The sequence below is a fragment of the Mucilaginibacter sp. genome, from assembly GCF_039207105.1.
Lineage (GTDB): Bacteria > Bacteroidota > Bacteroidia > Sphingobacteriales > Sphingobacteriaceae > Mucilaginibacter.
The window spans coordinates 29,743-55,140 of record NZ_JBCECK010000012.1; the positions used below are offsets into that span (position 1 = coordinate 29,743).

Sequence of the window (25,398 nt, forward strand, 5' to 3'; positions counted from 1 at the left end):
CAAATGAAAAAAATATTATTTACCTGTGCATTTGCCTTCATGGCGTGGTACGCGCAGGCGCAATTGGGGGTTAAATATGATCCTACTGTACAATCAACCAAAAGCATACAGTACTTTAAGCCCAAAGGCAATCTCTTTGTTGGCGATTGTATCCCTTTTTCAAAAGATGGGGTATACTATTATTACTGGCTGCTTGACTCGGCTCATCATAAAAGCTTAAATGGTTTAGGCGGGCACCAATGGGCGCTCAGCAAATCAAGCGATCTGAAAACCTGGCAGCAATTTCCGCTGGTGCTCAAGATTGATGAGCCCTGGGAAAAATCAATCTGTACAGGCTCTGTGGTGTTTTATAAAGGTAAATATTATGCTTTTTATGCAACCCGTTTGCTTAATGATGGAAAGGTTAATGAGCAATTAAGCTATGCGATAAGCAAGGATGGAGTTAATTTTGAAAAACAGAAGCCTAATCCTTTTTATACATCGGCACCAGGCTACAGCAAGCGCGATTTCAGAGACCCGAAAGTTTTTGTGGATGAAAAAACAGGTGAATTTCATTTATTCGTATCCAGCTGGCAGGAAAACCCGGTGATGAAAAATAACGGCGGCGCATTGGTTCACTTGTCATCCAAAGACTTGAAAACCTGGACCGTTCACGAACCGATACTAACAGGCCAGCCATCTACACCGGAATGTCCTGATTACTTTTTCTGGAAGGGTTGGTATTACCTGGTTTACAGTGATAACAGCAATACTTCTTACGTAAAGTCACGTAAACCTTATGGCCCCTGGGAAGCTCCGCGTTACCAGGCTTTGAATGAGGATTGGTCTAACGTGGTTAAAACCGCTGAATTTAAGAACGGAAGGCGTATAGCTGCTGCCTGGGTTCCCAATAGGTTTGAAAGCAAAGACCATAACGGAGAGATATTTGGAGGTAACTCCTTATTCAGGGAGGTAGGCCAGGAACCTGATGGTACGCTGACAACCAGATTTCCGGAAGAAATGATACCGGAGACAAGCGGAGCTCAGAACATTAAAATTGTTAACGATCTGCAATCAACATCACCTGACAACCACAGCATCAGCATCAATTCGCCGGGAGGTGTAGGCTCAGCACATGTGGAGGATGTACCGGCAAATTGCCGTATTACCCTTGAAATTGAACCTATAGGGTTAAATGAAGAATTTGGCCTTTACTTGAAGTCGGGCGCCAGGGCCGAAGGCGGTTACAGGCTTAATTTCTCGGCTGCCAATAAAACAGTAAAACTTGGAAACACTACCATCGAGGGTGTAGACGGCTTGAATAAACCTATTAAGGTTGATATTGTGATCAAAGATGGAATTATTGATGTGGATGTAGATCATCGGCGTACCATTGTTAACCGCACCTATGAACAAAACGGAAGTTTTGTTTGGTTTTATGCCAAGCATGGTCAGGTGAATTTTAAGTCAATCACGGTTAGTCCCCTTAAAGAAGATTAAAATATATGTTATTAGGATTTGATATTGGCGGCACCAAATGCGCGGTGATAATAGGTAAGGTTGCTGATGATAAAATTGTGATTGTGGATAAACGTGTTGTCGCGACTGATAAGCCGGTTTATGAAATGATCGAACTGTTATTTGCAACGGCAGAAAACTTATTGTTGGAGCATCATTTATCAACCGGCGAATTAAAAGGCATAGGCATCAGTTGTGGTGGGCCGTTGAGCAGTAAAAAAGGACTTATTTTATCCCCGCCGAATTTGATTGGCTGGGATAAAATTCCCATAGTGCAAATGGCCGAGGAACGTTTTAAAATTAAAACCCTGCTGCAGAATGATGCTAATGCCTGTGCCGTTGCCGAATGGAAATATGGAGCAGGTAAAGGGATTGATAACCTGATATTTTTAACCTTTGGTACCGGGATGGGGGCTGGTCTTATACTTAATGGCAAGCTTTACTCGGGGCCGTCAGATCTGGCTGGCGAGGTTGGTCATATTCGCCTGTCAAACATGGGGCCTGTTGGTTTTGGCAAAGCGGGCTCATTTGAAGGCTATTGCAGTGGCGGCGGTATTGCCCAGTTAGGGCAGATAAAAGCCCGGGAAAAGCTACAGGTTGGTGAAACGGTGAGTTTTTGCAAAACTATTGATGACCTGCCAAACATATCCGCGAAAACCATAGCTGAAGCAGCATTGCAAGGCGATGAAACGGCAATAGCAGTGTATAGGATGTGTGCTGAGTATCTTGGCAAAGGACTGGCCATGCTGATAGATGTTTTAAACCCCGAAATGATTGTGCTGGGTAGTATTTACGGACGTGCCCGCCAATTATTGGAACCGGTAATGATGGAGGTTATTAAACAAGAAGCTTATGCCGAATCAGTTGATATGTGCCGTATTGTACCTGCGGGCTTGGGTGAAAGTATAGGTGATATTGCGGCTCTTTCGTTGGCATTAATGAGTTCGGATCAACAGGGGTAGTTGTATTTCATAGTTTAATTTTCAGCTATCCCAATGCCATAACGGCCACAGGGGATAGCTGAAAATTTTTGTTACCAAATTTTTACCCTTTGATCATCGGGTTTGTAATTCTTATCGCCTGGTTGCACGTTAAAAGCTTTATAAAAAGGAGCAAAATTCATTAATGGGCCATTTACACGCCACATTGCCGGCGAATGCGGATTAGTGTTCACATAAGTACGAAGGAAGGCGTCTCTTGTTTTTACCCTCCATATTCTGGCTATTGACAGAAAGAAACGCTGGTCTGGTGTAAATCCATCAATTTTTTCAGAACCCTTTCCTAGCTGCGTCATTTTAAATGCGTCATAAGCGATGGCAACGCCACCATTATCGGCAGTGTTTTCGCCCAATGTCAGTGCTCCCTTAATATGAACAGTGTCCAAAACAGTAAATGAGGAGTACAGGTTAGCTAATTGCTTTGTTTTCTCACGGAACTTTTGGTAATCCTCCTTTGTCCACCAGTTTTTAACGTTACCATCCTTATCAAACTGCGCACCCTGATCATCAAAAGCATGTGTCATCTCATGGCCAATCACCATACCGATACCTCCATAATTGATCGCATCGTCAGCCGAAAAATCAAAATAGGGGAACTGCAAAATACCCGCGGGGAAAACGATCTCGTTTTTAGATGGATCATAATACGCTGTAACGGTAGCAGGCGTCGTGAACCATTCAGTTTTGTCTACCGGCTTGTTCAGCTTTGCCAGTTGAAATTGGTAGTCGTTTTTATTTAGCGAAAGCACATTTTCAAAGTATTCCGTTCTGTTGATCTGTACGTTATTGTAATCCCGCCACTTGTCAGGATAACCGATTTTTTTGGTTATAGTGTATAGCTTTTCCTTTGCTTTCTGCTTAGTACTGTCACTCATCCAGTCCAGATTATTGATCCTGTTTTCGAAAGACTTCTGGAGGTTATTCACTAATGCAAGCACACGTTTTTTTGCATCCTCGTTAAAATATCTTTTTACATACAACTGCCCCAAAGCCATTCCCAGGTAGTTGTCCACATTTGCTGTCATAATTTGCCTGCGGGATTTTTGAGTGGCTTGCCCGGATAATACTTTATTAAATTCAAATGAGGCGTCAATAAAAGGTTTACTGAGTATCTCAGCATAATTTTCGAGGATACTTGCCTTTAAATATACTTTCCAATCATTGATACTAACTGATTTTAGCATCGTGTTCAGCTTATCATAATAAGCAGGTTGGGCCACATCAATCGAATCGGTTGCGGCACCTAAGTCTGCAAGCAACGTACTCCAACCTATATTAGGTTGTGAGTTATTGATAGCGGCAACAGCCATTTTATGGAAGTTGGCATTAACATCCCTTAGTTCAATATTGGTTTTATGTGATGCGGCAATTTGCTTCTCGATTTCAAAAGCTAAAGCTGCGTCCTTAATGGCAGTGGCGTGGCTATTCCCGGTTAATTCAAACAAAGTTCTGATATATTCTTTATAAGCTTGTTGAATGTGCAGGGTAGGTGAATCGGTTTTAAAATAATAATCTCTATCAGGTAAACCGATGCCTCCCTGGTAAATATGCGCAATATTGATGCTGCTATTTTTATTGTCGGGAGCAATGCCCAAGCTAATGATGGAGCGATTGCCTGATTTTAATTCCCTTGCCACAAATTTGAGTAATGATGGTACATCATTAATGGCATCAATACCTGAGAGTATTGATTTAATGGGCTGATATCCGCGATGGTTGATCGTTGTCATATCCATACCTGACGCGTAGAAGTCGCCCACTTTTTGCTCAATGCTTCCCGCCGGGTTGTTGGTTTTTGAAACACTGTCCAGGATATTTTGCAACAGTATTTTTTGCGGGATATTCAGGAACGAATAAGAACCCACACCTGATTGATCGTCGGCGATTTTTACAGTATCATACCAGCGTGCATTAACGAAGCGAAAGAAATTATCACCTGGTTTAATTTGCGGGTTTAATCCGGCTACATCAACAAAACTTGTCTTTTGGGCATATGAATAGTTCCATACGCTTAAAAATACTGCCGTTAAACACAAGCAAAATGACTTTTTCATAAGTTGAAAATTTGGTTAAAGATATTAAATTTTCATACTCCGAAAAAAAAGCAACCGAGCCGATATTTTTTATGCTTTCATATTGTTTTATTCGGGCTAAATACCGTGTTGAAAAAGTTTTTTAACTCATCAATATTACCGGAAATTAATATGTTTTTAGGGTTGTTGTTATTCAAAATGATACGAAAACGAGAATTTCTGCCCTGCTATAATAACAGAAGCCTTATTATATTTATCATATTAAATAATATTTCTATCTCAGGAAATATTCGCCAACAAACCTATGGAAAAACTTGAAAACGAGTTAGCTCAGGTTCGCCTTCAGTTAAAGCGTATTACGACCTTTTCGAAACATAACAGCGATCTGCTGGCCGATATCGCTCATCAATACGATAATATTATTACGAAATTATATAAGGCTAAGCCTTCAATTTACCTGCAATCAAAACAGGATTGCTGCGCTGCTATAGGCAAGCTGGAATTATTGAGAAATCATGATGCTTTAACCAAACGAAATGCCTTCAATATCATCAAAAGGACACTTCTTCGATCAATAGCCAGAGACCTGATCATTATTAACTAACTACCTCTCTATATAGATTTTTAAGGAATATTTGGTAACCTAAATTATAGGTTACCAAATATTCTCAGGATTGATATTCTGCATAAAACTCCCAAAATGTAATTTTAAGGCATTGGTGCTGCGGATGGGGGCGGCGAGCTTGCTCCCCAGTTTTTATTGGCAACCGGCCCCATCACCAATTCCAGCGTACCGCCATTGGCGATGTCGCTATGGCTAAACCAGGGCTTGTCCCATACCTTTCCATTTAATTTGGCCGATTGTATGTACTTATTATTGAATGAGGCATTCTGTGCCTTAATTTCAAAAAAATGGCCATTTCCTAAGTTTATTTTTACATACGGAAAGCAAGGGCTGCCAATGTTATAGGTAGGAGATCCCGGTGTAACCGGGTAAAAGCCCATTTGGCTAAATACCACAAAAGCGGTCATGCCACCACCATCCTCATCACCTGGAACGCCCATCAGGTCATTCCGGTACCATTCATCCAGTAATGAACGAATGCGTTTTTGAGTACGCCAGGGAGCTCCCGCGTAATTGTATAAATACGGAATATGAAAGCTTGGCTCATTAGCCATAGAAAACATTCCTACGTTACCCGTATGATCGGGTAAAATATTGTAGAAACTCCAGCGCGACATAGGATAGGGTTCGTTAAACATATTTTCTAATGCGTCAACAAACTTTTCGTTACCACCCACCAGAGAAACCAGGTCGCCTATATTGTGCTGCACATCCCAGCGGTAAATGTAGCCGTTGTTTTCATCATAATATTCGCGGGCTCCGGGGCCACCTGAGGTGCGGTAATCCAGCGGTTCAATGAAATTGCCGTCTTTATCCTTCGGGTGAAAGAAACCTGTTTTCGGGTTAAAAACATGGCGATAATTGTACGAAGCACGGAGATAATGATCTGCGTCTTTTTTATTTCCCAATCCGAGGGCTATTTGCGAAAGGCACCATTCATCAAAAGAAGTTCCGAGCGTGACTGCGATGGGCTGACGTTTTTCCCAGCTATTCACGTTTGCGACAGTTTCTTTTTCACCGGGTTTCAAAGCGGGGAAATAACCATTCTTTTTATAAAAGTCATCCAGCTCGCCTGCCGGTACCGCATGCGACCAGGGTAATAACGATTTATCTTCAATGGCGCCCTTACAAACTTCGTAAGCTTTTGCCAGATCAAATCCCCTCAGGCCTTTATTCCAGGCATCTGCAATGGTAGCCACGCCGTGATTGCAATTCATACCGCGATCGTCGCCGTCAATACCAGGAAAGGTGGGCATCCAGTTTTCGCCGGTTTGTTGCGCCATCAGGATGTACGAACGCAAAATATCATTTTCGGCAGCTTTATTGATTAAAATGCGTAAAGGATGAGCTGCACGGTAGGTATCCCAAAGCCAATCGTCGGTAAAAAATGGGTGACCTTCGTCCTGATGCACTTTTCCGTCTGATGCGCTGAAATACTGGCCATCTTCGCTGATGCATACCGGCCGTTCATAAGTGCGGTACAGCGATGTGTAAAAAACGGTAGTTTCTTTATCTGAGGCACCTGATGCCGCTATTTTACCCAGAGCCTCGTTCCAAATATTACGACCTTTTAAGGCTACGGCATTTACATCATAACCTTTAATTTCGCGCTCAAGGTTTTTCTTCGCCTGGTCTACACTGATGAAAGATACACCGTAACGGATGCCTATCTTTTTTGTTCCGGCAGGATACAGCAGCGCTAAAGAAGCCGCGGGCTCGGCGTCCCATGTTACCTTGCCACTTGCGGGCACACCTGTTTTAACCGGAGCTACATCTGTTACCGCGTAAACATAAACAGCTGTTTTATTGTCCAACTCCTGATGACCGCTGATTACTTTGCCGTTTGCTTTTATTTGGCCGCGTCTGCAGTTAAATACAAGATAAGGTGCACCTTGTTTATCAAATGATATTTGATAAACAGCACTCTGATGCGAAGGCGCAAAGTCAACACCGATGTTTAATTCGTCAAGGTATACCTGATAACGGTAGGGGGTGACTTTTTCCTGATCGTAGCTTAAATTTAATTTTGGTGATATGCCGCTTTCATCGCCCTGGTAAGGGTAAAAATTAAAGGTTGACCTGGAACGGTGATGAGTAACTATTAAAGGTAAGCCGCCCAGGTGGTTGCTGGTGTAATCGTTACGTACCGGGAAAACACGCATCATGCTGTTGGGTAAGTGCGTAGTTGGATAGGTAGGTACCAGCATATGGCTGATGTTACCGATATAAGGGTTAACGTAATCCACAGGCTCTTTGGCAGCAGCTTTTGGGAGTTTGGGTACATCGGCTGCTGTTGCTGTAAAAATTCCTATAAACCCTATAAGGGCTAATAACGATTTGGCTTTGGTCATGAGTAGCTAATTTATAGGATAAATTTAGCAAGGTTTAATGAATCTTGAAGACAAATTACCGAATTGAAAAAATATTAAAAATGATCAAATCCAATTTTGAGAATAAGCAACAGGGTAGGTATAAATGATTTTCGCTGTCGTTTACTTAACCGGGTTATCAAACAAAGGCACCGTGAACTGGCTATCGCCGTCAGTTTCGTTTGCTTTGGCATAAGGTGAGAATGTGCGAACAGACAGCTCATTGTTTTTTACCGAGAATTTATACAAGCGCATTAATCCGTTGCCGCCATTTGGCCGGCTTTGATAATCGCTTAAAAAGGCTTTGATGGTATGGCCATTGTAGGTTTCAGCACGATATCCTTCTCCATTGTCGCCAACGTGGCCGCAAAGCATCATAAACAGATTCGGGTTGTCTTTTAAAGCCTCATAAATAGCCTTACCTTCTGCGTTGAATGGTGCCTGTGGGGTAAGAGACCCGGCTACAGGAGCATAGTACAGAATTGAGTGGCTCACCACAATAGCTTTGCGAGATGAATTTTTCTTAAGCACATCGTTTGCCCAACCGTATAATTTTGCCTGATCTTCATTATGCGAGTCAAACTCCAGAAACAATACGATAAAATCTGCGCCACCGGCGGTAAACAAGTCATAGTGACTGTCATTATTATTGCCGTAATGGCCACCATAATAAGGCCTGCCTTCAAAGTGCGGAACGCCAAAATATTTATTATACCCATTGGTAGTACCGCTAACCGGGTATTGCGACGGAAACTGATCATGATTACCTACGCTTAGTCCATAAGGAATACTCACCGGGTTTTCTAAACCATACAATGCCGTTTTGGCCAGATACCATTCCGATCTGTTTGTTACCGGATTATCGCCATGTTCGGTAATATCGCCCATGTGGGCAACGTAAGCGATATTTTCTTTCTGCTGGTTTTTTTGTATCCACTCAATCTGCGCTTTAAACATTTCAAAGGTACCGCCAAGCTGTGCCTGAGCCAGGTAGTACTGGGTATCTGGTAATACGGCGATGCTAAAATCGCCAGGTTTAACCACGGCAGCAGTGCCAGGCACGTTCAGAACGGTATCAATCCATGTAGCAGCATTTGCCGCTGTTTGGTTACCAAGTGAAAGCATGCCTGTAGCCAATGATGCTAATGCTATATTTTTAAGTGATGTTGCCATTTTATGTTTTAAGATGAAATCCCCCGTTGCTTGAAAGGCAACGGGGGATAATAAGTTTTAATTAATAACCCGGGTTTTGTGTAAGCTTTGTGTTCAGGCCTACCTCGGCCTGGGGTAGCGGGTATAGCAATTTATCGTTGGTAACGATGTATGAATCTGGTGAAATATAGCTGATCTGGGTTTTCAGCTTAACGCCAAAAGCATTCATTACCGTAATTGCATTGCCGGTACGCACCAGATCATGCCAGCGTTTGTTTTCAAAAGCCAGTTCAATGCGGCGCTCATGCAAAATAGAATTGCGCAAGGTTGTTTGGTCGGCGCCGGTTACAGCAGGCAGACCGGCACGGGCACGAACAGTATTTAACGCGATCAATGGCGATTTGCCCTGCTCGTTCTGAGCTTCGGCCAATAATAACAGGGCCTCGGAGTAACGATAGATCGGGAAATCATCGGCAGAACCTGATATGTAAGCCGGTGTATGCTCATATTTTTTAACATAGGGCACAGCAGTTTTGCCGCTTGGCGGTCCGCTGTAGTTTACCACGCTTTTTGCAGCCGAATAAGTAAAATAGTTACTGCCATCGTATACTCCTTCGGCAATACCGATGGATGCATCAAGGCGCTTATCACCGGTTTCGTAACTACTGATCAAATCCTGGGTGGGGGTATTCCAACCACCAGTGGTGGTATTATCAATAGCCAGGGAAGTAATTAACGATGTGTTTTTACTGCGCGGCAGGAAATGAAAACACAATGAATCTGGCGTAGAGCCGGTGGCTGTTCCATCTAAAAACTGCACCTCGAACAACGACTCTTTGCTGTTTTTATTGGCAGGTAAAAAGGTATCGGCATAATTGGCATTTAAACTGTATCCCATAGCCGCTAAGGTGTTTAATTGTGTCTCAGCATCAGCCCAGCGTTTTAACGTTACGTAAACATCTGCCAGCAATACGGTAGCCGAACCTTTGGTAGCTACACCCGTTTGCGGAAACTTTGTTGGCACCGGCAGTTCGTTTATGGCATCTGTAGCATCAGCAATGATCTGTTTATATACATCATTTACAGACGAGCGTGGCAAAAAGGCATCCTCCGGCGTGGTCACTTCTTTAACAAACAGGGGGACACCACCAAACAACCGCACCAGTTTAAAATACATCAGCGCACGCAAAAATTTACATTGCCCATCATAGCTTTTCACCGAAGCATCGGGAATACCAGATGCGGTTTTCAGCCTTGTGATCACAATATTGGCACGTGAAATTACCAGATAAGTTTTTTGCCATTCGGCGGCTGTATAGCTATCGGTTGAGGCATCCATAAAATCAGAAAGCTTTTCGCGATCTGTATATGCTGTACCCCTGTTATTTAAAAATGATTGATATATGGTGTTATCTGAGCGCATTTCAGAAAACAGGTAGTCCGTTGTAACTACATAGCGCAAAGCTGAATAAGCAGCCGTAACCGCCTGCCCAAACTGGGCATCGGTTTGGTAATAGTTTTGATCGCTGTATGATGATTTGGGCGCTAAGTCAATAAAGCTTTTTTTGCATGAGGCTGCTGTCAATAATACCAGCCCCATCAAAATATATATTTTTTTCATTATGCTCTTTTTAAGTTTTGATTTTGATTATTTTATAGAGGCTGAAATACCTAATGAGAAAGTCCTTGGGATTGGATAGGCGTTTTCATCAATACCGATACCTTGCGTTGGGTCTTGTCCGGTGAGGTTAATTTCCGGATTCATGCCTGAATAACCTGTAAATACAAATGCCTGTTGTACTGAGGCAAAAACGCGAAGCGATTTAAAAGCGATATTATTTTTAAACGGTATACTATAACCCAGCGAAATATTTTTGATGGCGAAGTATGAGCCGTTCTCTATCCATTGTGTGTTTACTTCACGGCCTATTGCTGTGGTACCTGTTTTAGTACGCGGGTAAATGCCCGAGCCCGGATCTTCAGGAGAACGCCAGTGGTCAAGCGCTGCCACCAGCGGCACACGTGAACCGTCCATATTGGTTTGATAAGCCCATTTTGCAGCATTCAGGATTTTCCCTCCTACAGAAAATGAGGTATGTATATTCAGGTCGAACCGCTTGTAGGTAAAGTTGTTGGTAAAACCACCTGTAAAAGTAGGGGTAGGGTCGCCGATAAATGTACGGTCGTTCACATCATCAATCACACCGTCGCCATTAAGGTCTTTAACTTTGATGGTTCCTACATCTGATGAGCCATTAGGCGAGGTAGCTGTTGCAAGGTACTTTGGTGAGTTGGCCAGATCGGCCGCGTCTTTATACAAGCCTTCAAAAACAAAGCCGTAAAACTCACCCAAATGATGGCCAACCTGCTGGCGGAAATAATCGGATGTTACGGTATTATTTCTGCGGATGTAACCAGGTGATACCAAACTCTTGATAATGTTACGATCAAATGAAATATTGAAAGCGCTGTTCCATTTAAAATCGCGGTTATTGATGTTAACAGTGTTGATGGTAATTTCATGACCCCAGAACGCCAGCTTACCAACGTTATCATAAACTGTTGTATAGCCCGATGAGGTTGGCAATGGCCTTGCCTGTATCAGGTGGTCAGAAATTTTGTGATAATAATCATACGTCAAACTGATACGGTTTTTCAATAAGCTTACGTCAAAGCCCAAATCAAGTTGCAAACTGCGCTCCCATTGTAAATTGGCATTACCCAAATTGCTGATCGTAGTACCCTGTGTAATGGTATTATTATAATCGTAATAGTAATTTGAGGTAGTAGATTGCGCTACATAATTACTCGAAAAGAAGTTGTTACCTGTTACACCGTAGCTGGCACGAATTTTAAACAGATCTACGTTTTTAAAACGCTCCATAAATTTCTCGTCGCTTACTACCCAGCCTGCTGATACTGAAGGGAAATTACCGTATTTGGAATTTGCGCCAAAACGCGAAGATCCATCGTTACGGAATGCACCCTGCAATAGATATTTGCCTTGATAATCATAGTTAATACGCCCGATGACAGATAACAATGAATAATCTGTATAGCTACTATTTCCGGTTACGCTTGTAGCCGCGGTTAAATATGGGATATCGTCATTAGGGAAGCCTAAGCCGGTTAGCGTATTAGCAGTTGAAGAATATTTTTGAACAGAATAGCCGCCTAATACCTGCAGGTGATGATCCTGATGAAATGTTTTCGTGTAGTTCAGGTATCCCTCGGCTGTATATGAACCATTATCTACCGAACTACTGGTACCGGTTGGGTTATTAGCTGTAGAAGTTACGATACCTGATTGATAATAGTTACGTGTTTCGCCGCCTTTATCAACACCTACGTTTACCTTTAACATTAAGCCATTTAAAACCTCGTAATTCAAATAGCCATTTCCCAGTATGCGCGTGGTTTTATAATCATCATTGGTTAATTTAAACTGGGCCAGCGGATTAACATAGGCAACCATACCCGGCGAGTTTACTACACGGTTATAAGAACCATCGGCATTGAAAGGGGAAATCAGGGGACTGGCTTCAAAAATACGCTCGAATAAGCCGCCCACACCATCGGTTGTTAAACGGTTATTATGGTCTAAACGGTAACTCGGCGCCAGGTTGAAACCGATTTTTAGCTTGCCATTAGCTACAGATACATCTTTATTGATTCGTGCGGAAAATAAGCGCGTGCCGGTGTTGATTAAAACACCCTGCTGGTCTGAGTAGCTTACAATAGCTGTTGAAGATGATTTTTCTGTTGCCGACTGAATAGTTACATCGTAGTTCTGGATAGGTGCGGTACGTGTAAGCAACTTATACCAGTTGGTACCGGTACCATAACTTGAGGGATCTACATCAAGGTAAGCGGCCTTGTAGTCATTAGCTATGTTATAATTTTTTTCATATAATAAACCATCCTGCGCGCGTTCTCTCATAAACTCGGCAAATTGCTCGGCGTTCATCACTTTTGGCACCTTGTTGCCAGGGATAGATTGTACACCGTAGTTAGCATTAAATTCTACCGAAGTACCTGTACCCGGTTTAGCGTGGCGGGTTGTTATCAATATTACACCGTTTGATGCTCTTGAACCGTATAGGGCCGTGGCTGAAGCATCTTTTAGAATACTAAAGCTCTCAATTTCATCGGGGTTAATATTGTTGATGCTTCCGGTTATGGGCATTCCGTCAATTACAAACAGAGGTTGGTTATCAGTAAAAAATGACGCGGCACCCCTGATACGGAAATCTATACCCCTGCCCGGCTGGCCGCTGCTTTGTACCACTGATACACCGGCCACTTTTCCTTCCAGTTGCTGTGCAAACTGTATTACCGGCATATCTTTTAAAGGAGCCGCGCTTAACTCAGTTATTGAACCTGTAATATCACGGGCACGTTGTTTACCATAACTTACGGTAACCTCTTTAAGCAAGTTACCGCCTGTTAGGCTCACGTTAAGCGTAGCCGTTTTATTAGCTGCAACTTTTACATCCTTAGTTTCGTTTTTGGAGTAACCAACAAAAGTTACCTCAATGGTATAGGTGCCTTCGGGTACGGTAAGCGTGTAGTTGCCATCATTATTGGTCATTACGCCGGTACCTGTACCGGCAATTTTTACCGATGCACCTGGTAAGGGCGCACCTGTTTCGTCGGTAATGCGGCCGGCAATTTTGCCTGAGCCTTGTTTAAATAACAGGATGTTTCCGGCTTCTTCTTTAAAACCGATGCCAGAGTATCTTAAAACGTTGGTGAGTACTGTTTCAAGAGGGGCATTGGTAAAGCTGGCGGGTTTTACATAAATATTTTTTAACCCGAGGTAGGCTTCATCGTAGGCAAATATCAGGTTAGATTTGCTTTCGATATTTTTAATTACTGTCGACAAATTTTCGTTGCCAACTGACACATTGATGCGGCTGTTAAGGCCCTGAGCCTTAACATTTGCTGCCTGCACATACAGCAGCCCAACGGTGAGCAGGATACTAAATGCTAAAATAGTAGTTCGCATAAATTGCTTCCATAACAGTGTATAGAAATTCATATTTTTGATTGCTTTTGTAAGTGTGAAATATTTGCTGGGCATTGCAAACCTGGATTCCCGTCCGTTGGTTTGCAAAAATTATTACACGGCGCTGTATTGACGTACAGGGCCGTTTGTTTTTTCCGGAGGTTTAGTAGAGAGTTACTTCCTTGCCCTCCTTTCTGAAATGCGTGTTGTGAATCTGGCTAATCACTTTCAGTATCTGGTCTGCCGGTAAGTTGTGTTGAATACGAAGACTAAAGAGGTAACTGTGTACATGCTCATTTCCCGGCTTAAGCGATAAACCAAATATGTTATTGATTACCACTGCCAACTCCTGAAAATTAGCTTGCGATAGCGTAGTGTACCCTGTTTTCCAGCTTTGGGCATCGTTAGCATTGACACTTTGCTGGTGATATAGTCCTGTAACGGTGACGTAACTCAATTGCTGGCCGGGAAGTAACATGGCCAGGCATTTACCGCTTTTAACCACGCCTACCTTACCGGTAGCCACCGAAACCTGTATGTTATTTAATTTTTGATAGGAACGTATATTAAAAGAGGTTCCCAACACCTGTACATTTAATTTACCGGTATGAACCACAAATGGATGTTGCGCATCTCTTTTTACTTCAAAAAAAGCTTCACCCTCAATCAGTTTGATTTCGCGCAGATGGCCTTTAAACTCAACAGGTATCTGAATGGTACTGGCGGCATTAAGCCATACCACCGAACTATCAGGCAGGTTAATTTGCTTAAGCCCGTTGGTTGAGGTATGGATGGTAGTATAAACCGGTTGCTTTTTAGCCAGGCTAAGGGTTCGTAAATGGTAAAACATAAGCGATAAGCCGACAAAGACCAACAGGCTTGCCGCAATACGAAACATGGGCAATCGGAAAACAGAAGGCTTAGCCAAACCAGGTTTCACTTTGGCGTATATCATATTCCTGACGCGCTGCTTTTCAGCTTGGCTCAGATCCTGCTCCTTATCATTATAGGAGTTGTACCAGGCTTCAATTAAGGCGTTCTCAGTTTCGTTAGCTTTACCTTTTGAGTATGCGGTTAGTTTTTTTCTTAATTTATCAATATCCATATCCCGGGTTATCAGTATTAAGTCGCTGAAAACCCTTCGGGGTACTTATAATTAAGATGATCTTTATGTTAATTATTTGTGAAGTAGTGGTAGCAGTAAAGCCAGATAGGTGAGGTGCTTTTCGGGATATTTTTCGACAATAACGATGCGTAAACGGCGCGTAGCCTCTGCAATATAATTTTTAACGGTTTGATCAGCCAGACCCAATTCGCCGGCAATGGCTTTTACGGAAAGATTATCGCAGCGCAGCCTGTAAACTTTTTTTAGCATTTCGGGCATGCCGTTTTCCGCCTCTTCCAATGTTTTTTCCAGTTCAATGTAATCGGCAATGGCATCTATTGAATCTTCGAGCAGATTGATACGCTCCAGGGCATCCTGCATCCGAAGGTCGCTGGCCTGTTGTGAACGGAAATGACTGATCACACTAAAACGCACAGCACCGTGTAAATAATTTTCGATCGATGTATTAATGCTGAGCTTTTCGCGGCGTTGCCAGACTTTTATAAATATTTCCTGAACAATATCCTGTGCAATTCCATCATCACCTAATCGGGCGAATGCAGCTTTGTAGAGTTTCTCCCAATAACGGTCGAACAAAACGTCGAAAGCAGCATGATCATTTGCTTTAATTTGTTGAAGTAAGGCTAAATCAGATGAATGCTCCATTGACTAAGCAAAATTAAACATCCAATGTTAAGGCAACTTTAATTCTAACGCGTCTCAAACTTGATGTTCAATTGTAACATCAAGTTTGAGACGCGTTTATACTATTAAGATCCGACTTTTATTATTTATCCATTTCCTGCGTAATTGTGATTATAGATCCGATCAGTTCTTTCAGATCGCTTTGGGTTACCATTGGGTTCATGATGGAAGAACGCAAATACACCTGCCCGCCAATGGTTGTACTGACAATGTAAAAGTTTCCTTTATCCAATGTTCGTTTTAAGATTTGGCGGTTGAGCTCATCCAGGTCGCCTTTTCCCTCTGTAAAACGGTAACAAACGATGTTTGCCTGCGGCTCACAGGCAAGTTCAAACTTTCCTGTGTCTTTTAATAAGCCTGCAAAAATTTTAGCCTGTCCATACAGGTGCTCGATGTTTTCCTGATAAATCCGGTCGCCATAAATTTTCATAATGGCGTAGGTATGCAGGATGGTCATTGGTTTGGTACACTCAAAAGTTTGTTTACCGGAATTGTACCATTCATCGCTTTGTGAATCATCCCACAAGTATTGCGCATTTTGAGTAAAGGTATATCTGGAAAGTTTTTTATCCCGGAAGATCAGCGCAGTAGATAGGGAGGGTACCATCATCATTTTGTGAAAATCCACAATAATTGAATTGGCCCGCTCTATGCCATTCAAAAGATGGGCATAAGATGGCGAGAAAATGGCGGGTGCGCCATGCGCTCCATCCACATGAAACCAGATCTGATGTTTGTTTGCGAAATCTGCGATAGCTGCCAGATTATCATAGGCGCCGGTGGCCGTTGAACAAGCGCAACCTATTATACAGAAGACGTGTTTTGATTGTGCATTGGCATACAAGGTTTCTAATTGGGTAATATCAATATTGAATTGATCTGTTACCGGTATTTTTATAACGTTTTCAAGCGGAATACCCATTACCGTGAAGGCCCTGCTGATGCTATAATGTGCTTCTTCGGATACCATAATCGCCAGCTCGTCTGCTTTAACCTGAGGATGTTGAAAGCAGTAATAGTTTCGGGCGGCTACTAAGGCCGTCAGGTTGCCGAGGCTTCCTCCCGAGGTTACCAGGCCGGAGGCTTCCTCGCCAAAACCGAAATGTTTTGCCAGCCAGGCAATCACCAATTTTTCCATCGCGTTTCCTGCCATTCCCATTTCATACACGGCCATACCGTTATTTAGATAAGCAATGATTGCCGATGTTAGGATGGTGACCGGCAAAGTTGGCGGTACCTGGTGGCCGAGGTAGCCCCGACTATGGAGATTGATTGATTTCGCCATGACGTTTTCGAGCAAATTCAATAAATTGGTATCTTCTCGGTTATCCAGGTCATTTTGCCAAAAGGCCAATTGATCTTCAGGTAATTCGAACTGAATGGTGTGTGGTATAGGTAATGTTTGCGCTTTTTTAAACGCCGACGTAAGGCTTTCGATTACTTGTAGACCAGCCTGATTGAAATGTTGCGGATCGTATGCCTGATTGATTATACTTTTCATCTCATTTATTTTTTTACAAATCAAAAGGTTCTTATTAATAATAAAAAATACTTAATTTTGATTTATTAATAACAAAAACGCATAAGATGGATGTCTCTGTTCTTCGGAATTTTATCACGCTTGCGGAAGAGTTAAATTTCACCAGGTCTTCTGGTAAATCTTTTATTGCACAGCCTGCATTAAGCCGGCAAATCAAAAACCTCGAAGATGAAGTTGGGGCACAATTGTTCATCCGCAATAAAAGGAATGTGGAACTTACACCGGCAGGCAAATACTTCAGGGATGAGGTTGAACGTATGCTTCAGCAGTATGATTATGCCGTTAACAGGACAAAAAGCCTGCATCGCGGGGAATCCGGGGTGATCAGAATCGGCTATACCCATTCGGTCATGCAAAGTTTCCTTCCCGGACTCATTAAGCAGATCAATGATGTATTTCCAGATATCAGAATCATTTTACTGGAATTTAACAATGCCAGGCAGTACGAAGCTTTGAAGGATCGCGATATCGATATTGGGTTTTCGACAAATCCGGAGATACCGGAAGGATTTAAAAGTAAACTGATGGTTCGGGAAAACTTTGCGGTTGGTTTACCCAGAGATCATGTCATGACTTCGGATTCTTTTCGGTCACTTGCCGATTTGAAAAATGAAAAGTTTATTCTTGCTCCCAAGCGTGAAGGCCCGATGTATGTGGCGCTGATTGAGTCTATGTTTGTTGAGGCTGGCTTTTTACCACAAATCGTCCATGAAACGCCTTTTGCAGGCACGAGTATCAGACTTGTGGAAATGGGCGTTGGCCTGACGATTGAACCGCTGTCCAGTTTAAAAAATTACCCGGGAATAAAAGTGATCGAACTGAAAGATCTGACCCAGAAAGCTGAAATTGTGATGTTGTGGCAGCAATCGGCAGAGGACAATCTAATCGGAGTCATCGACCTGATCAGGGAACATCAGCTGATTTAATACCTTTATTTATGGCTATCAAAACAAAAGACCATAGCATAAAAGAAATAGATGTTATTGTTAATGCTGAACATTACCAATACACTGGTGAACGAATCAGTATCCCACTCCGACGGAATGATTTTTACAAAATTTGGCTCATAGAAAGCGACGGACGGCTGTTGTTTGATGATAAGGACATTCTTATTGACAGACCGGCATTATTTTTCACAAATCCCTTAGTTCCGTATGCGTATGAAAGTTTAAGTGAAACCCGGACAGGTTACTGGTGCGTTTTTAAAAAGGAATTTCTGAATACATTTGAAATAAACAAAAACATGCGCGCCTCACCATTATTTAACGCGGCCAATGTCGACGTTTATTTTCTTGATCAGGAGCAATTCGTAACCGTAAAGGCGCTTTTTAATATGCTGATCAAACAAGTAAACTCATCATCTGCATTTAAAGAAGACATCATACGGAACTATATTTATTTGCTAATTTACGAGGGATTAAAAAATAAGGGCGTATCTTCTATTGGTCATCCTGTTTATCCGGCAAGCCGTATTACAAATTCGTTTTTAGCGTTGTTGGAAAAACAGTTTCCGATACAGTCTCCGGAGCAACCTCTGCAAATCCGTACAGCAAGCCATTTTGCCTCGCGGCTGGCTGTACATGTTAATCATCTGAATCATGTGGTTAAAGAGGTTACAGGGCATTCAACCACTTCGATCATTACTGAAAGAATGATGAATGAGGCAAGAGCCTTACTAAGATATAGTGACTGGAATATTGCAGATATCGCTTATGCTTTAGGATTTGAGTATCCCAATCACTTCAATAGTTACTTCAAAAAGCATGAAGGTGTTACACCTGCATCTTACCGAAATCAAACAAATATTTGATTTTTGTATCTATTCGTTTGAGGCTTGTATTGAATGCAAATCTTAGCATACCTAATTTTGTACTTAAAAGTATAAAAGATGTGGACTAAAGAAAATATCCCTGACCAAACAGGTAAAACGGTAATTATCACAGGAGCAAATACAGGATTAGGATTTGAAGATGCGTTGGCTTTATATGAAAAAGGGGCAAACGTTATTATGGCTGTCCGTGATACCAATAAAGCACAACAAGCTGTTGATAAAATAAGAGCGAACGGCGGAAATGGCAATGTAGAAGCGGCCTTGCTTGATTTGTCAAGTCTGGAATCTGTAAAAGAATTTGCGGATAATTTTGTAAAGCAATATCAGCAATTACACTTACTCATTAATAACGCAGGCGTAATGATGTGCCCGCCGGCTAAATCAAAAGAAGGTTTTGAATTACAATTTGGCGTAAACTTCATCGGTCATTTTGCATTAACCGGTTATTTATATCCTTTATTAAAGAACACACCTCATTCAAGAGTTGTTACTTTAAGCAGTGGCGCCCATAAATGGGTTGATGACATTGACTTTAGCAATCTGAAGTTAGAAAAAACATATGATCCAAGAAGAGAATATGGGATAAGTAAATTAGCTGATCTGCTATTTACGATTGAATTGCAAAAGCGCATTCGATCAGCAGGTGATCAAATTCTTTCACTTGCGGCACATCCGGGTATCACCAGAACAGATTTACAAAGACATGTAGATGATATTGACGTACAACTGGCAAAATATCCTGTAGTAATGCAGCCCTGGCAAGGTGCGTTACCTACTTTGTATGCCGCAACTGCGCCCGGCGTTAAGGGTGGATCTTATTACGGTCCTGATGGGGAAAATGAATTGCATGGTTATCCGGCACTTGCAAAAATAGGTGATTCAGCGTTGAATGATGTTACCGCAAAAAAATTATGGCAGTATGCTGAGCAAATCACAGGAGTTGTTTACCCCGCTCAATAATCATATCCGCGATCCAAGAAAAAACGGCTGTTTCGATTCCGAAAACAGCCGTTTTTTTGATTTAAGAGATTAACTATTATAAATGTGCTCTTAACATCCAGGCCATTTTTTCATGCGTTTCCATCAGTCCGGTAACATAATCACTTGTACCTACATCCTTCATTTTTTCTGCAAATACAGTGATCAATCCGCGTAAACGAATAATGATGCTTTCGTGATCTCCGAGCAATTCTTTTATAAAGCCGGCGCTGTCATTTTTTTCCCGGAGTTGCTCGGTAAGGTGTGTTAAGTTTAAGAAAGATTGCAAAGTTGCAGGCGCATAATGCCCCAGTGAACGAATGCGCTCGGCAACGCCATCCATGATCTCATCAAGCTCATTATATTGTGATTCAAAAAATACATGGACAGTATGGAAATTGGGCCCTTCAATGTTCCAATGGGCATTTCTTGTTTTGGTGTATAGTACATATTCATCCGCAAGGATGTGATTTAGTTCATGAGCTACTTCGCTCAGTAATTCTTGTGGTATACCAATATTTGTTTTCATTAATGGTTTTTATGTTTTTAACAGATATGTTTTTCAAGGTAGATGTTAAACTGTAGTTTAAAACAGGTGAGACCGTAATTCCGCAGCCGCGTGTAAGAACAACGATTTTACCTGTGGTAAATGTGCCAATGGGTTTAACAAACCGAAATCATGAATCACGCCGTTATAACGTATAGTAGTTACCTGCACGCCGGCTTCATCAAGCTTTCTTCCGTACGCCTCACCCTGGTCTCTGAGAATATCAGCTTCCGCAACCTGAATAAGGGCCGGGGGAAGTGACTTTAATTGTTCAATAGAGGCATTTAATGGTGAAAGGTGTATTTGCTTCCTTTGTTCTTCATCTTTAGTATAAGCATCAAACATCCATTTCATTACCGGGGTTGTTAAAAAGCGATCTGCTCCAAACAGCTTGTACGATTCCCAGTCAAATGTGGCAGAGGTTACCGGCCACATCATGATCTGAAGTTTAATTTCCGGGCCGCCTTTTTCTTTGGCCTGGATCGCGGTTACCGCAGTCATGTTTCCGCCTACGCTATTACCTACAACCGCAAGACGTGATCCGTCTACACCAATCTCCTGACCGTTTTCTGCAACCCATTTAGTTGCCGCATAAATTTCGTTAATGGCCTGTGGGTAATGTGCTTCCGGAGAGGGCGTATAATTCACGAAAACTCCCGCTGCACCCGAAAGAACAACAAGTTCGCGTACCATTCTTTTATGAGTCGGGTAATCACCTAAAATCCAACCACCTCCGTGAATGAACATAAATACAGGCAGTATCTCTTTACTGCCTTCTGGCTTTACAATATTAAGTTTAATTGTAAAGCCGTCTGCTGTGATTGTTTTTTCAGTTTCTTCAATTCCTGAATAATCAATCTCTACTGATTTCTGAGCATTGACAAGCACCTGTCTTGCCTCATCATAGGGGAAGGTTTCCAGGCCAGGGCCGCCCGGACCGTTTAGTGCCTGTAAAAAATCTTTAGTGAGTTTGGAAAGCGCCTGGTCCTCCAGGACTGCTACAGCTTGTTTGTTTTCCATGTGATTTAATATTAAAGTGTTTAATAATCAATAATTTAATCCTTATTAGCTTATTTTATGGCTGACATCTACATTCAGTCCTTTTGCAACGGCCATTCCCAGGTTCATATCTGCTCTGAACCAATGACATATCTGGCGGTTAATGATCTCCTCACGTTTTGGACCTGTAATACCGCTCATGGCAGTGACGATATTGTGGATGAGTCTTTCTTTGGCTTGTTCATCCATTAGCCTGAATAAATTTCCTGGTTGTGAGTAATGATCATTTTCGCCCTCAGCATTACGGTCATACCAGTCAGCAACTGAGTTGTCAAGCGGTAAAGCCGGCTCTCCATAGCTGGAATCGGTGATGATGTTATCAAAGCTGTTCGGAGCATAATTAGGCGCACCGCCCTGGTTTCCGTCAACACGCATCTGTCCGTCACGTTCATAATTATTGACCATGAACGGGCAGCGGTTAACCGGAATTTGCTCATAATTTGCACCTAAACGGTAACGCTGGGCATCTGGATAGGATAAGATGCGCCCTTGCAGCATTTTATCAGGAGAAAACCCAATACCGTTCACAATACGAGCTGGTGCGAAAGCTGATTGCTCAACGTGGGCAAAATAATTATCGGCATTTTCATTAAGCTCCAGAGTACCCACGTCAATAAGGGGGAAGTCTTGATGAGGCCATGCCTTGGTTAGGTCAAAAGGATTGATATGATAGGTTTTTGCTTCGCTTTCTGTCATCACCTGGATTTTGAATTTCCATTTAGGAAAATCTCCTCTGTCAATAGCCGAAATAAGATCTTGCTGCGCGAAGTCAGGGTTTTCTCCACGCATTTGCTGCGCTTCTTCATTGTTAAAGTTTTTGATACCCTGCATGGTCAAAAAATGATATTTTACCCAAACACGTTCGTTATTCGCGTTAATAAAGGAGTAAGTATGACTACCAAAGCCGTGCATATGTCGATGTCCGTAAGGTGTACCACGATCACTCATAACAATTAATACTTGATGAAGTGTTTCCGGATTAAGTGAGAAAAAATCCCAGGTCATCGTCGGATTTTTACAGTTGGTATAAGGGTCACGTTTCTGTGTGTGAATAAAGTCACTGAATTTTTTAGGATCTTTAAGAAAAAAAACCGGGGTGTTGTTACCTACTATATCCAGGTTACCATCTTCCGTATAAAACTTGATCGCGAACCCGTGCGGATCACGTTCGGTATCAGCACTTCCTTTTTCACCTGCTACCAAAGAAAAACGCATAAATATTCTTGTTTGTTTGCCAATGGTATCAAAAACTTTTGCTTTTGTATAGGCTGTAATGTCGTTTGTAACGGTAAAAGTTCCGTATGCGCCCGAGCCTTTGGCATGTACTACTCGTTCAGGAATTCTTTCCCTGTTGAAATGAGCCATTTTTTCGTGTAGTATGAAATCTTGTATTAATACTGGTCCGCGCGGGCCGGCAGTCATTGAGTTTTCATTCACATGCGAGGTGTAAGGGATACCTGAAGCGGTTGTTAGTTTTTTAGTTTCCATTGGTTTTAATTTGTATATTAAATATTTTGATAAAGCGGATATTTGAATAATTCATAGCTGTTTTATCAATGTCAGATCCTCGCTAAGCTTGCCGGTATAACCGGATATAGCTATACGGCTATGCGTAATAAAGTAAACGCTGGTTCAATCAACAGGAACTGAAATTCCAGGTGTCCTCATAGGGCCCGTACAACAAAAGTCAATACATTTTTTGCTTCCAAACGTTGACCAAAGTCAATATATTTTTTTGACCTATATCATCTTTCGCCTATTGGCGGCGTTGCAATTTTGGTTACGTAAAAGAAGATAGGCTATAATCAAAAATTAATGTTCTTCAATAAAATGAGGCTTGGCAGCCTTTCTGCCAAAAATGGTCATCACGATTATCATTAGCATTAAGAAGTAAAAAGAGCTATGCCAGGACACATCCCAATCGTGCAATATCCCGAAAACAGGTGGCCCAAAAGCCGCTATCAGATAACCTATTGATTGTGCTTTTCCCGAAATTTTAATGGTTCCGTGCATCGTCTTGCTTTTCAGCGAGAAAAACAGAATGGAAAGGCTAAAAGCTAATCCGCTTGACATGCCGATCAAAACAGCCGTCAGATAGATGTATTGTACTTTCAGTATAGTTAACATGCTTATCCCTATAAACATTAGCAAACCAACACCATAGATCATCGATTTCTGGTCTTTCAGTTTAGATGCAATAACAGGGCTAATGAACATAACCGGCAGCATGGCCAACTGGATAATCAAAAGCACCATTCCTGTTTCTGATTTTTTCATGCCGTAGTCAACCAACACTACAGGTAATAAAGCTACCAGGCAATAATAAACCAAAGACTGAATACCCATAAAAATACTGATGTTCCAGGCCTGTTTTGACCGGAATACATTAAATCCGCTTTTAGGTGCCTCCGCAGTAGTTCTTTTTGAGGGTTTATGCCCACCGAAAAATGTTTCTATAGCAACAGCAAAAAGAGCCAGTAAAGCCCATGCTATCCAAACACTCAACGAACCTTTCCAGCCTGAATTTGTCCATTTTCCGATGGCAACGCTAAAGCCCGAAGCCAGGGCTGCCACTAAGTTCATCGCAACAGAAAATACGCCGGTCATCATGCCGACCTTTTCAGGAAACAGATTTTTGATGTAAGCAGGTGCTGTTACATTGCCGATACAAATTCCAAAACCCAGTAATAGTGAACCGAAGTATAACATGCCTACACTGCCGGAAGCCCGGAGGTATAAACCCATGATCAGGAATATCAGTGAATAAATTAAACTGTAATGAATATTCGCTTTAACGGCAATCCTGCTTACCAAAACAGAACAGCTTGCAAATACGATCAAAGGAATAGAAGTGAGTAAACTCCCCTGGATATTATTTAGCCCCAATGCTGCTTTTATTTCACTGAGTACCGGACTGACCGCCGTAATGGGTGAACGCAGATCGCCTGCGATCAGTATAATGACTGCCACACTCAATATCGACAGCCCGATTTTATTTTTTTTGTCCATTTTAATTACGTTTATTTTACTAATAGTTTCTTCGGGCTGTATGCAATACCCATACAGCCCGAAACAAAATTAGTATTGGCGGTTTTATTAACTTTGCCAAAAATGATATGCAGAACGACAATCGTAAATCATTGGAAGGGAGTCAAGATAAGTATGCAGCTGATACCTTGACAGATACCTATGTATGGTATGAGGGTAATTGGCGACATGAGGAATATAAGCATACGCATCAGCGTTACCAGCTAACTTTTGTAGAGGAGGGGTACCAATATTTTTACATCGGGCAAAAAATATATCTTGTCCCGCAAAACCATGTTATCTGGATACCTTCGGGCTTGGCACACCGCGCCGCGTCTGAAGCAAAAACGGTCAATTTAATGCTGGTGTTGTTTAAATCCGTTCCCAATGAGGGTTTTTATGAGCAGGTGCACGTTTTTCCTGCACCTGCTGTATTAAAAGAAATGCTCTTGTACGCTTCCAAATGGAATAAGTTGGTTACTGAAGATGAAGAACAAGCGCTTTTTCTGAAAGCAATGCTTAAAAGCCTGCCATATTTTTGCAATGAAAACAACGCCTTGCAAATTCCTGTACCTGCCGATATCCGTTTAATCCCTGTATGTAATTATATCAACGCCAATTATCAGTATAATTTTGATAGTGACGAACTTGCGGATATGGCAAAAATGTCTGTCCGCAGCTTACAGCGAATCTTTAAAAAAGAAACAGGTATTACGCTGCAGAAATATATGCAGTTAATACGCATTTTAAAAAGCATTGAATTGATGGATATCAAACAATACACACTTAGTCAAATTGCTTTTAAGATAGGGTATAAAAGTCTGTCGGCTTTTACTTCCTCGTATTTTGCTGTTATGAAATCAAAACCTAAATCAAGGAATTGATAACGTCATTGTGCGTTCAAAACCCTGGTTTTATCGTGTT

At 41.9% G+C, this 25,398-nt stretch carries 19 protein-coding genes; 7 read left to right on the forward strand and 12 right to left on the reverse strand.

The window, feature by feature from the left end:
* Window positions 1–3: 3 nt before the first annotated feature.
* Both AAGC65_RS04290 and AAGC65_RS04295 read left to right on the forward strand, forming a co-directional pair.
* The gene (locus AAGC65_RS04290) at window positions 4–1,479 is read left to right on the forward strand and encodes a family 43 glycosylhydrolase (RefSeq protein ID WP_343111177.1); all 1,476 of its coding nucleotides are present in this window, start codon (window positions 4–6) and stop codon (window positions 1,477–1,479) included.
* Between the two features lie 5 nt (window positions 1,480–1,484).
* Window positions 1,485–2,459 carry an ROK family protein gene (locus AAGC65_RS04295; protein WP_343111178.1) on the forward strand — a complete coding sequence of 325 codons (975 nt, stop codon included), beginning with the start codon at window positions 1,485–1,487 and terminating at the stop codon, window positions 2,457–2,459.
* A 71-nt stretch (window positions 2,460–2,530) separates the two neighbouring features.
* On the opposite strand, the gene AAGC65_RS04300 is transcribed toward AAGC65_RS04295, so the two are convergent.
* Complete coding sequence (locus tag AAGC65_RS04300) at window positions 2,531–4,549, reverse strand: M13 family metallopeptidase (protein ID WP_343111179.1); 2,019 nt, start codon at window positions 4,547–4,549, stop codon at window positions 2,531–2,533.
* Between the two features lie 283 nt (window positions 4,550–4,832).
* Between AAGC65_RS04300 and AAGC65_RS04305 the strand changes: the two genes are divergently transcribed.
* The gene (locus AAGC65_RS04305; protein WP_343111180.1) at window positions 4,833–5,132 is read left to right on the forward strand and encodes a hypothetical protein; all 300 of its coding nucleotides are present in this window, start codon (window positions 4,833–4,835) and stop codon (window positions 5,130–5,132) included.
* Window positions 5,133–5,236: 104 nt separating this feature from the next.
* On the opposite strand, the gene AAGC65_RS04310 is transcribed toward AAGC65_RS04305, so the two are convergent.
* The 7 genes from AAGC65_RS04310 to AAGC65_RS04340 form a co-directional block, all read right to left on the reverse strand.
* Window positions 5,237–7,504, reverse strand: a complete 2,268-nt coding sequence (locus AAGC65_RS04310) for a GH92 family glycosyl hydrolase (protein WP_343111181.1) — start codon at window positions 7,502–7,504, stop codon at window positions 5,237–5,239.
* Between the two features lie 141 nt (window positions 7,505–7,645).
* On the reverse strand, window positions 7,646–8,695 hold the full coding sequence (locus AAGC65_RS04315; protein ID WP_343111182.1) for a metallophosphoesterase: 1,050 nt from the start codon (window positions 8,693–8,695) through the stop codon (window positions 7,646–7,648).
* 61 nt (window positions 8,696–8,756) lie between these two features.
* Window positions 8,757–10,295 carry a RagB/SusD family nutrient uptake outer membrane protein gene (locus AAGC65_RS04320; protein ID WP_343111183.1) on the reverse strand — a complete coding sequence of 513 codons (1,539 nt, stop codon included), beginning with the start codon at window positions 10,293–10,295 and terminating at the stop codon, window positions 8,757–8,759.
* 27 nt (window positions 10,296–10,322) lie between these two features.
* Window positions 10,323–13,715, reverse strand: coding sequence for a TonB-dependent receptor (locus tag AAGC65_RS04325; protein ID WP_343111184.1), 3,393 nt, complete (start codon window positions 13,713–13,715; stop codon window positions 10,323–10,325).
* A 130-nt stretch (window positions 13,716–13,845) separates the two neighbouring features.
* On the reverse strand, window positions 13,846–14,787 hold the full coding sequence (locus AAGC65_RS04330) for a FecR domain-containing protein (protein WP_343111185.1): 942 nt from the start codon (window positions 14,785–14,787) through the stop codon (window positions 13,846–13,848).
* A gap of 72 nt (window positions 14,788–14,859) precedes the next feature.
* Window positions 14,860–15,453 carry a sigma-70 family RNA polymerase sigma factor gene (locus AAGC65_RS04335; protein ID WP_343111186.1) on the reverse strand — a complete coding sequence of 198 codons (594 nt, stop codon included), beginning with the start codon at window positions 15,451–15,453 and terminating at the stop codon, window positions 14,860–14,862.
* Between the two features lie 121 nt (window positions 15,454–15,574).
* Window positions 15,575–16,993 carry an aminotransferase class I/II-fold pyridoxal phosphate-dependent enzyme gene (locus AAGC65_RS04340; protein ID WP_343111187.1) on the reverse strand — a complete coding sequence of 473 codons (1,419 nt, stop codon included), beginning with the start codon at window positions 16,991–16,993 and terminating at the stop codon, window positions 15,575–15,577.
* Between the two features lie 86 nt (window positions 16,994–17,079).
* On the opposite strand from AAGC65_RS04340, the gene AAGC65_RS04345 reads away from it, so the two are divergent.
* The 3 genes from AAGC65_RS04345 to AAGC65_RS04355 all read left to right on the forward strand — a co-directional run bounded on the left by AAGC65_RS04345 (window position 17,080) and on the right by AAGC65_RS04355 (window position 19,823).
* On the forward strand, window positions 17,080–17,958 hold the full coding sequence (locus tag AAGC65_RS04345) for a LysR substrate-binding domain-containing protein (protein WP_343111188.1): 879 nt from the start codon (window positions 17,080–17,082) through the stop codon (window positions 17,956–17,958).
* An 11-nt stretch (window positions 17,959–17,969) separates the two neighbouring features.
* Window positions 17,970–18,842, forward strand: a complete 873-nt coding sequence (locus AAGC65_RS04350; protein WP_343111189.1) for a helix-turn-helix domain-containing protein — start codon at window positions 17,970–17,972, stop codon at window positions 18,840–18,842.
* A gap of 78 nt (window positions 18,843–18,920) precedes the next feature.
* Entirely contained in the window at window positions 18,921–19,823 is a 903-nt protein-coding gene (locus AAGC65_RS04355; protein ID WP_343111190.1) for an oxidoreductase, read from the forward strand.
* A gap of 76 nt (window positions 19,824–19,899) precedes the next feature.
* Here the strand turns inward: AAGC65_RS04355 and AAGC65_RS04360 are convergent, their stop codons facing one another.
* From AAGC65_RS04360 to AAGC65_RS04375, 4 genes are all read right to left on the reverse strand, one after another.
* Entirely contained in the window at window positions 19,900–20,370 is a 471-nt protein-coding gene (locus tag AAGC65_RS04360; protein ID WP_343111191.1) for a DNA starvation/stationary phase protection protein, read from the reverse strand.
* Window positions 20,371–20,427: 57 nt separating this feature from the next.
* Entirely contained in the window at window positions 20,428–21,408 is a 981-nt protein-coding gene (locus AAGC65_RS04365; RefSeq protein ID WP_343111192.1) for an alpha/beta hydrolase, read from the reverse strand.
* A gap of 45 nt (window positions 21,409–21,453) precedes the next feature.
* Window positions 21,454–22,935: a catalase gene (locus AAGC65_RS04370; RefSeq protein WP_343111193.1), complete on the reverse strand. Its 1,482-nt coding sequence runs from the start codon at window positions 22,933–22,935 to the stop codon at window positions 21,454–21,456.
* A gap of 324 nt (window positions 22,936–23,259) precedes the next feature.
* On the reverse strand, window positions 23,260–24,456 hold the full coding sequence (locus tag AAGC65_RS04375) for an MFS transporter (RefSeq protein WP_343111194.1): 1,197 nt from the start codon (window positions 24,454–24,456) through the stop codon (window positions 23,260–23,262).
* Window positions 24,457–24,563: 107 nt separating this feature from the next.
* On the opposite strand from AAGC65_RS04375, the gene AAGC65_RS04380 reads away from it, so the two are divergent.
* On the forward strand, window positions 24,564–25,358 hold the full coding sequence (locus tag AAGC65_RS04380) for an AraC family transcriptional regulator (RefSeq protein ID WP_343111195.1): 795 nt from the start codon (window positions 24,564–24,566) through the stop codon (window positions 25,356–25,358).
* The last annotated feature ends 40 nt before the right edge of the window (window positions 25,359–25,398 follow it).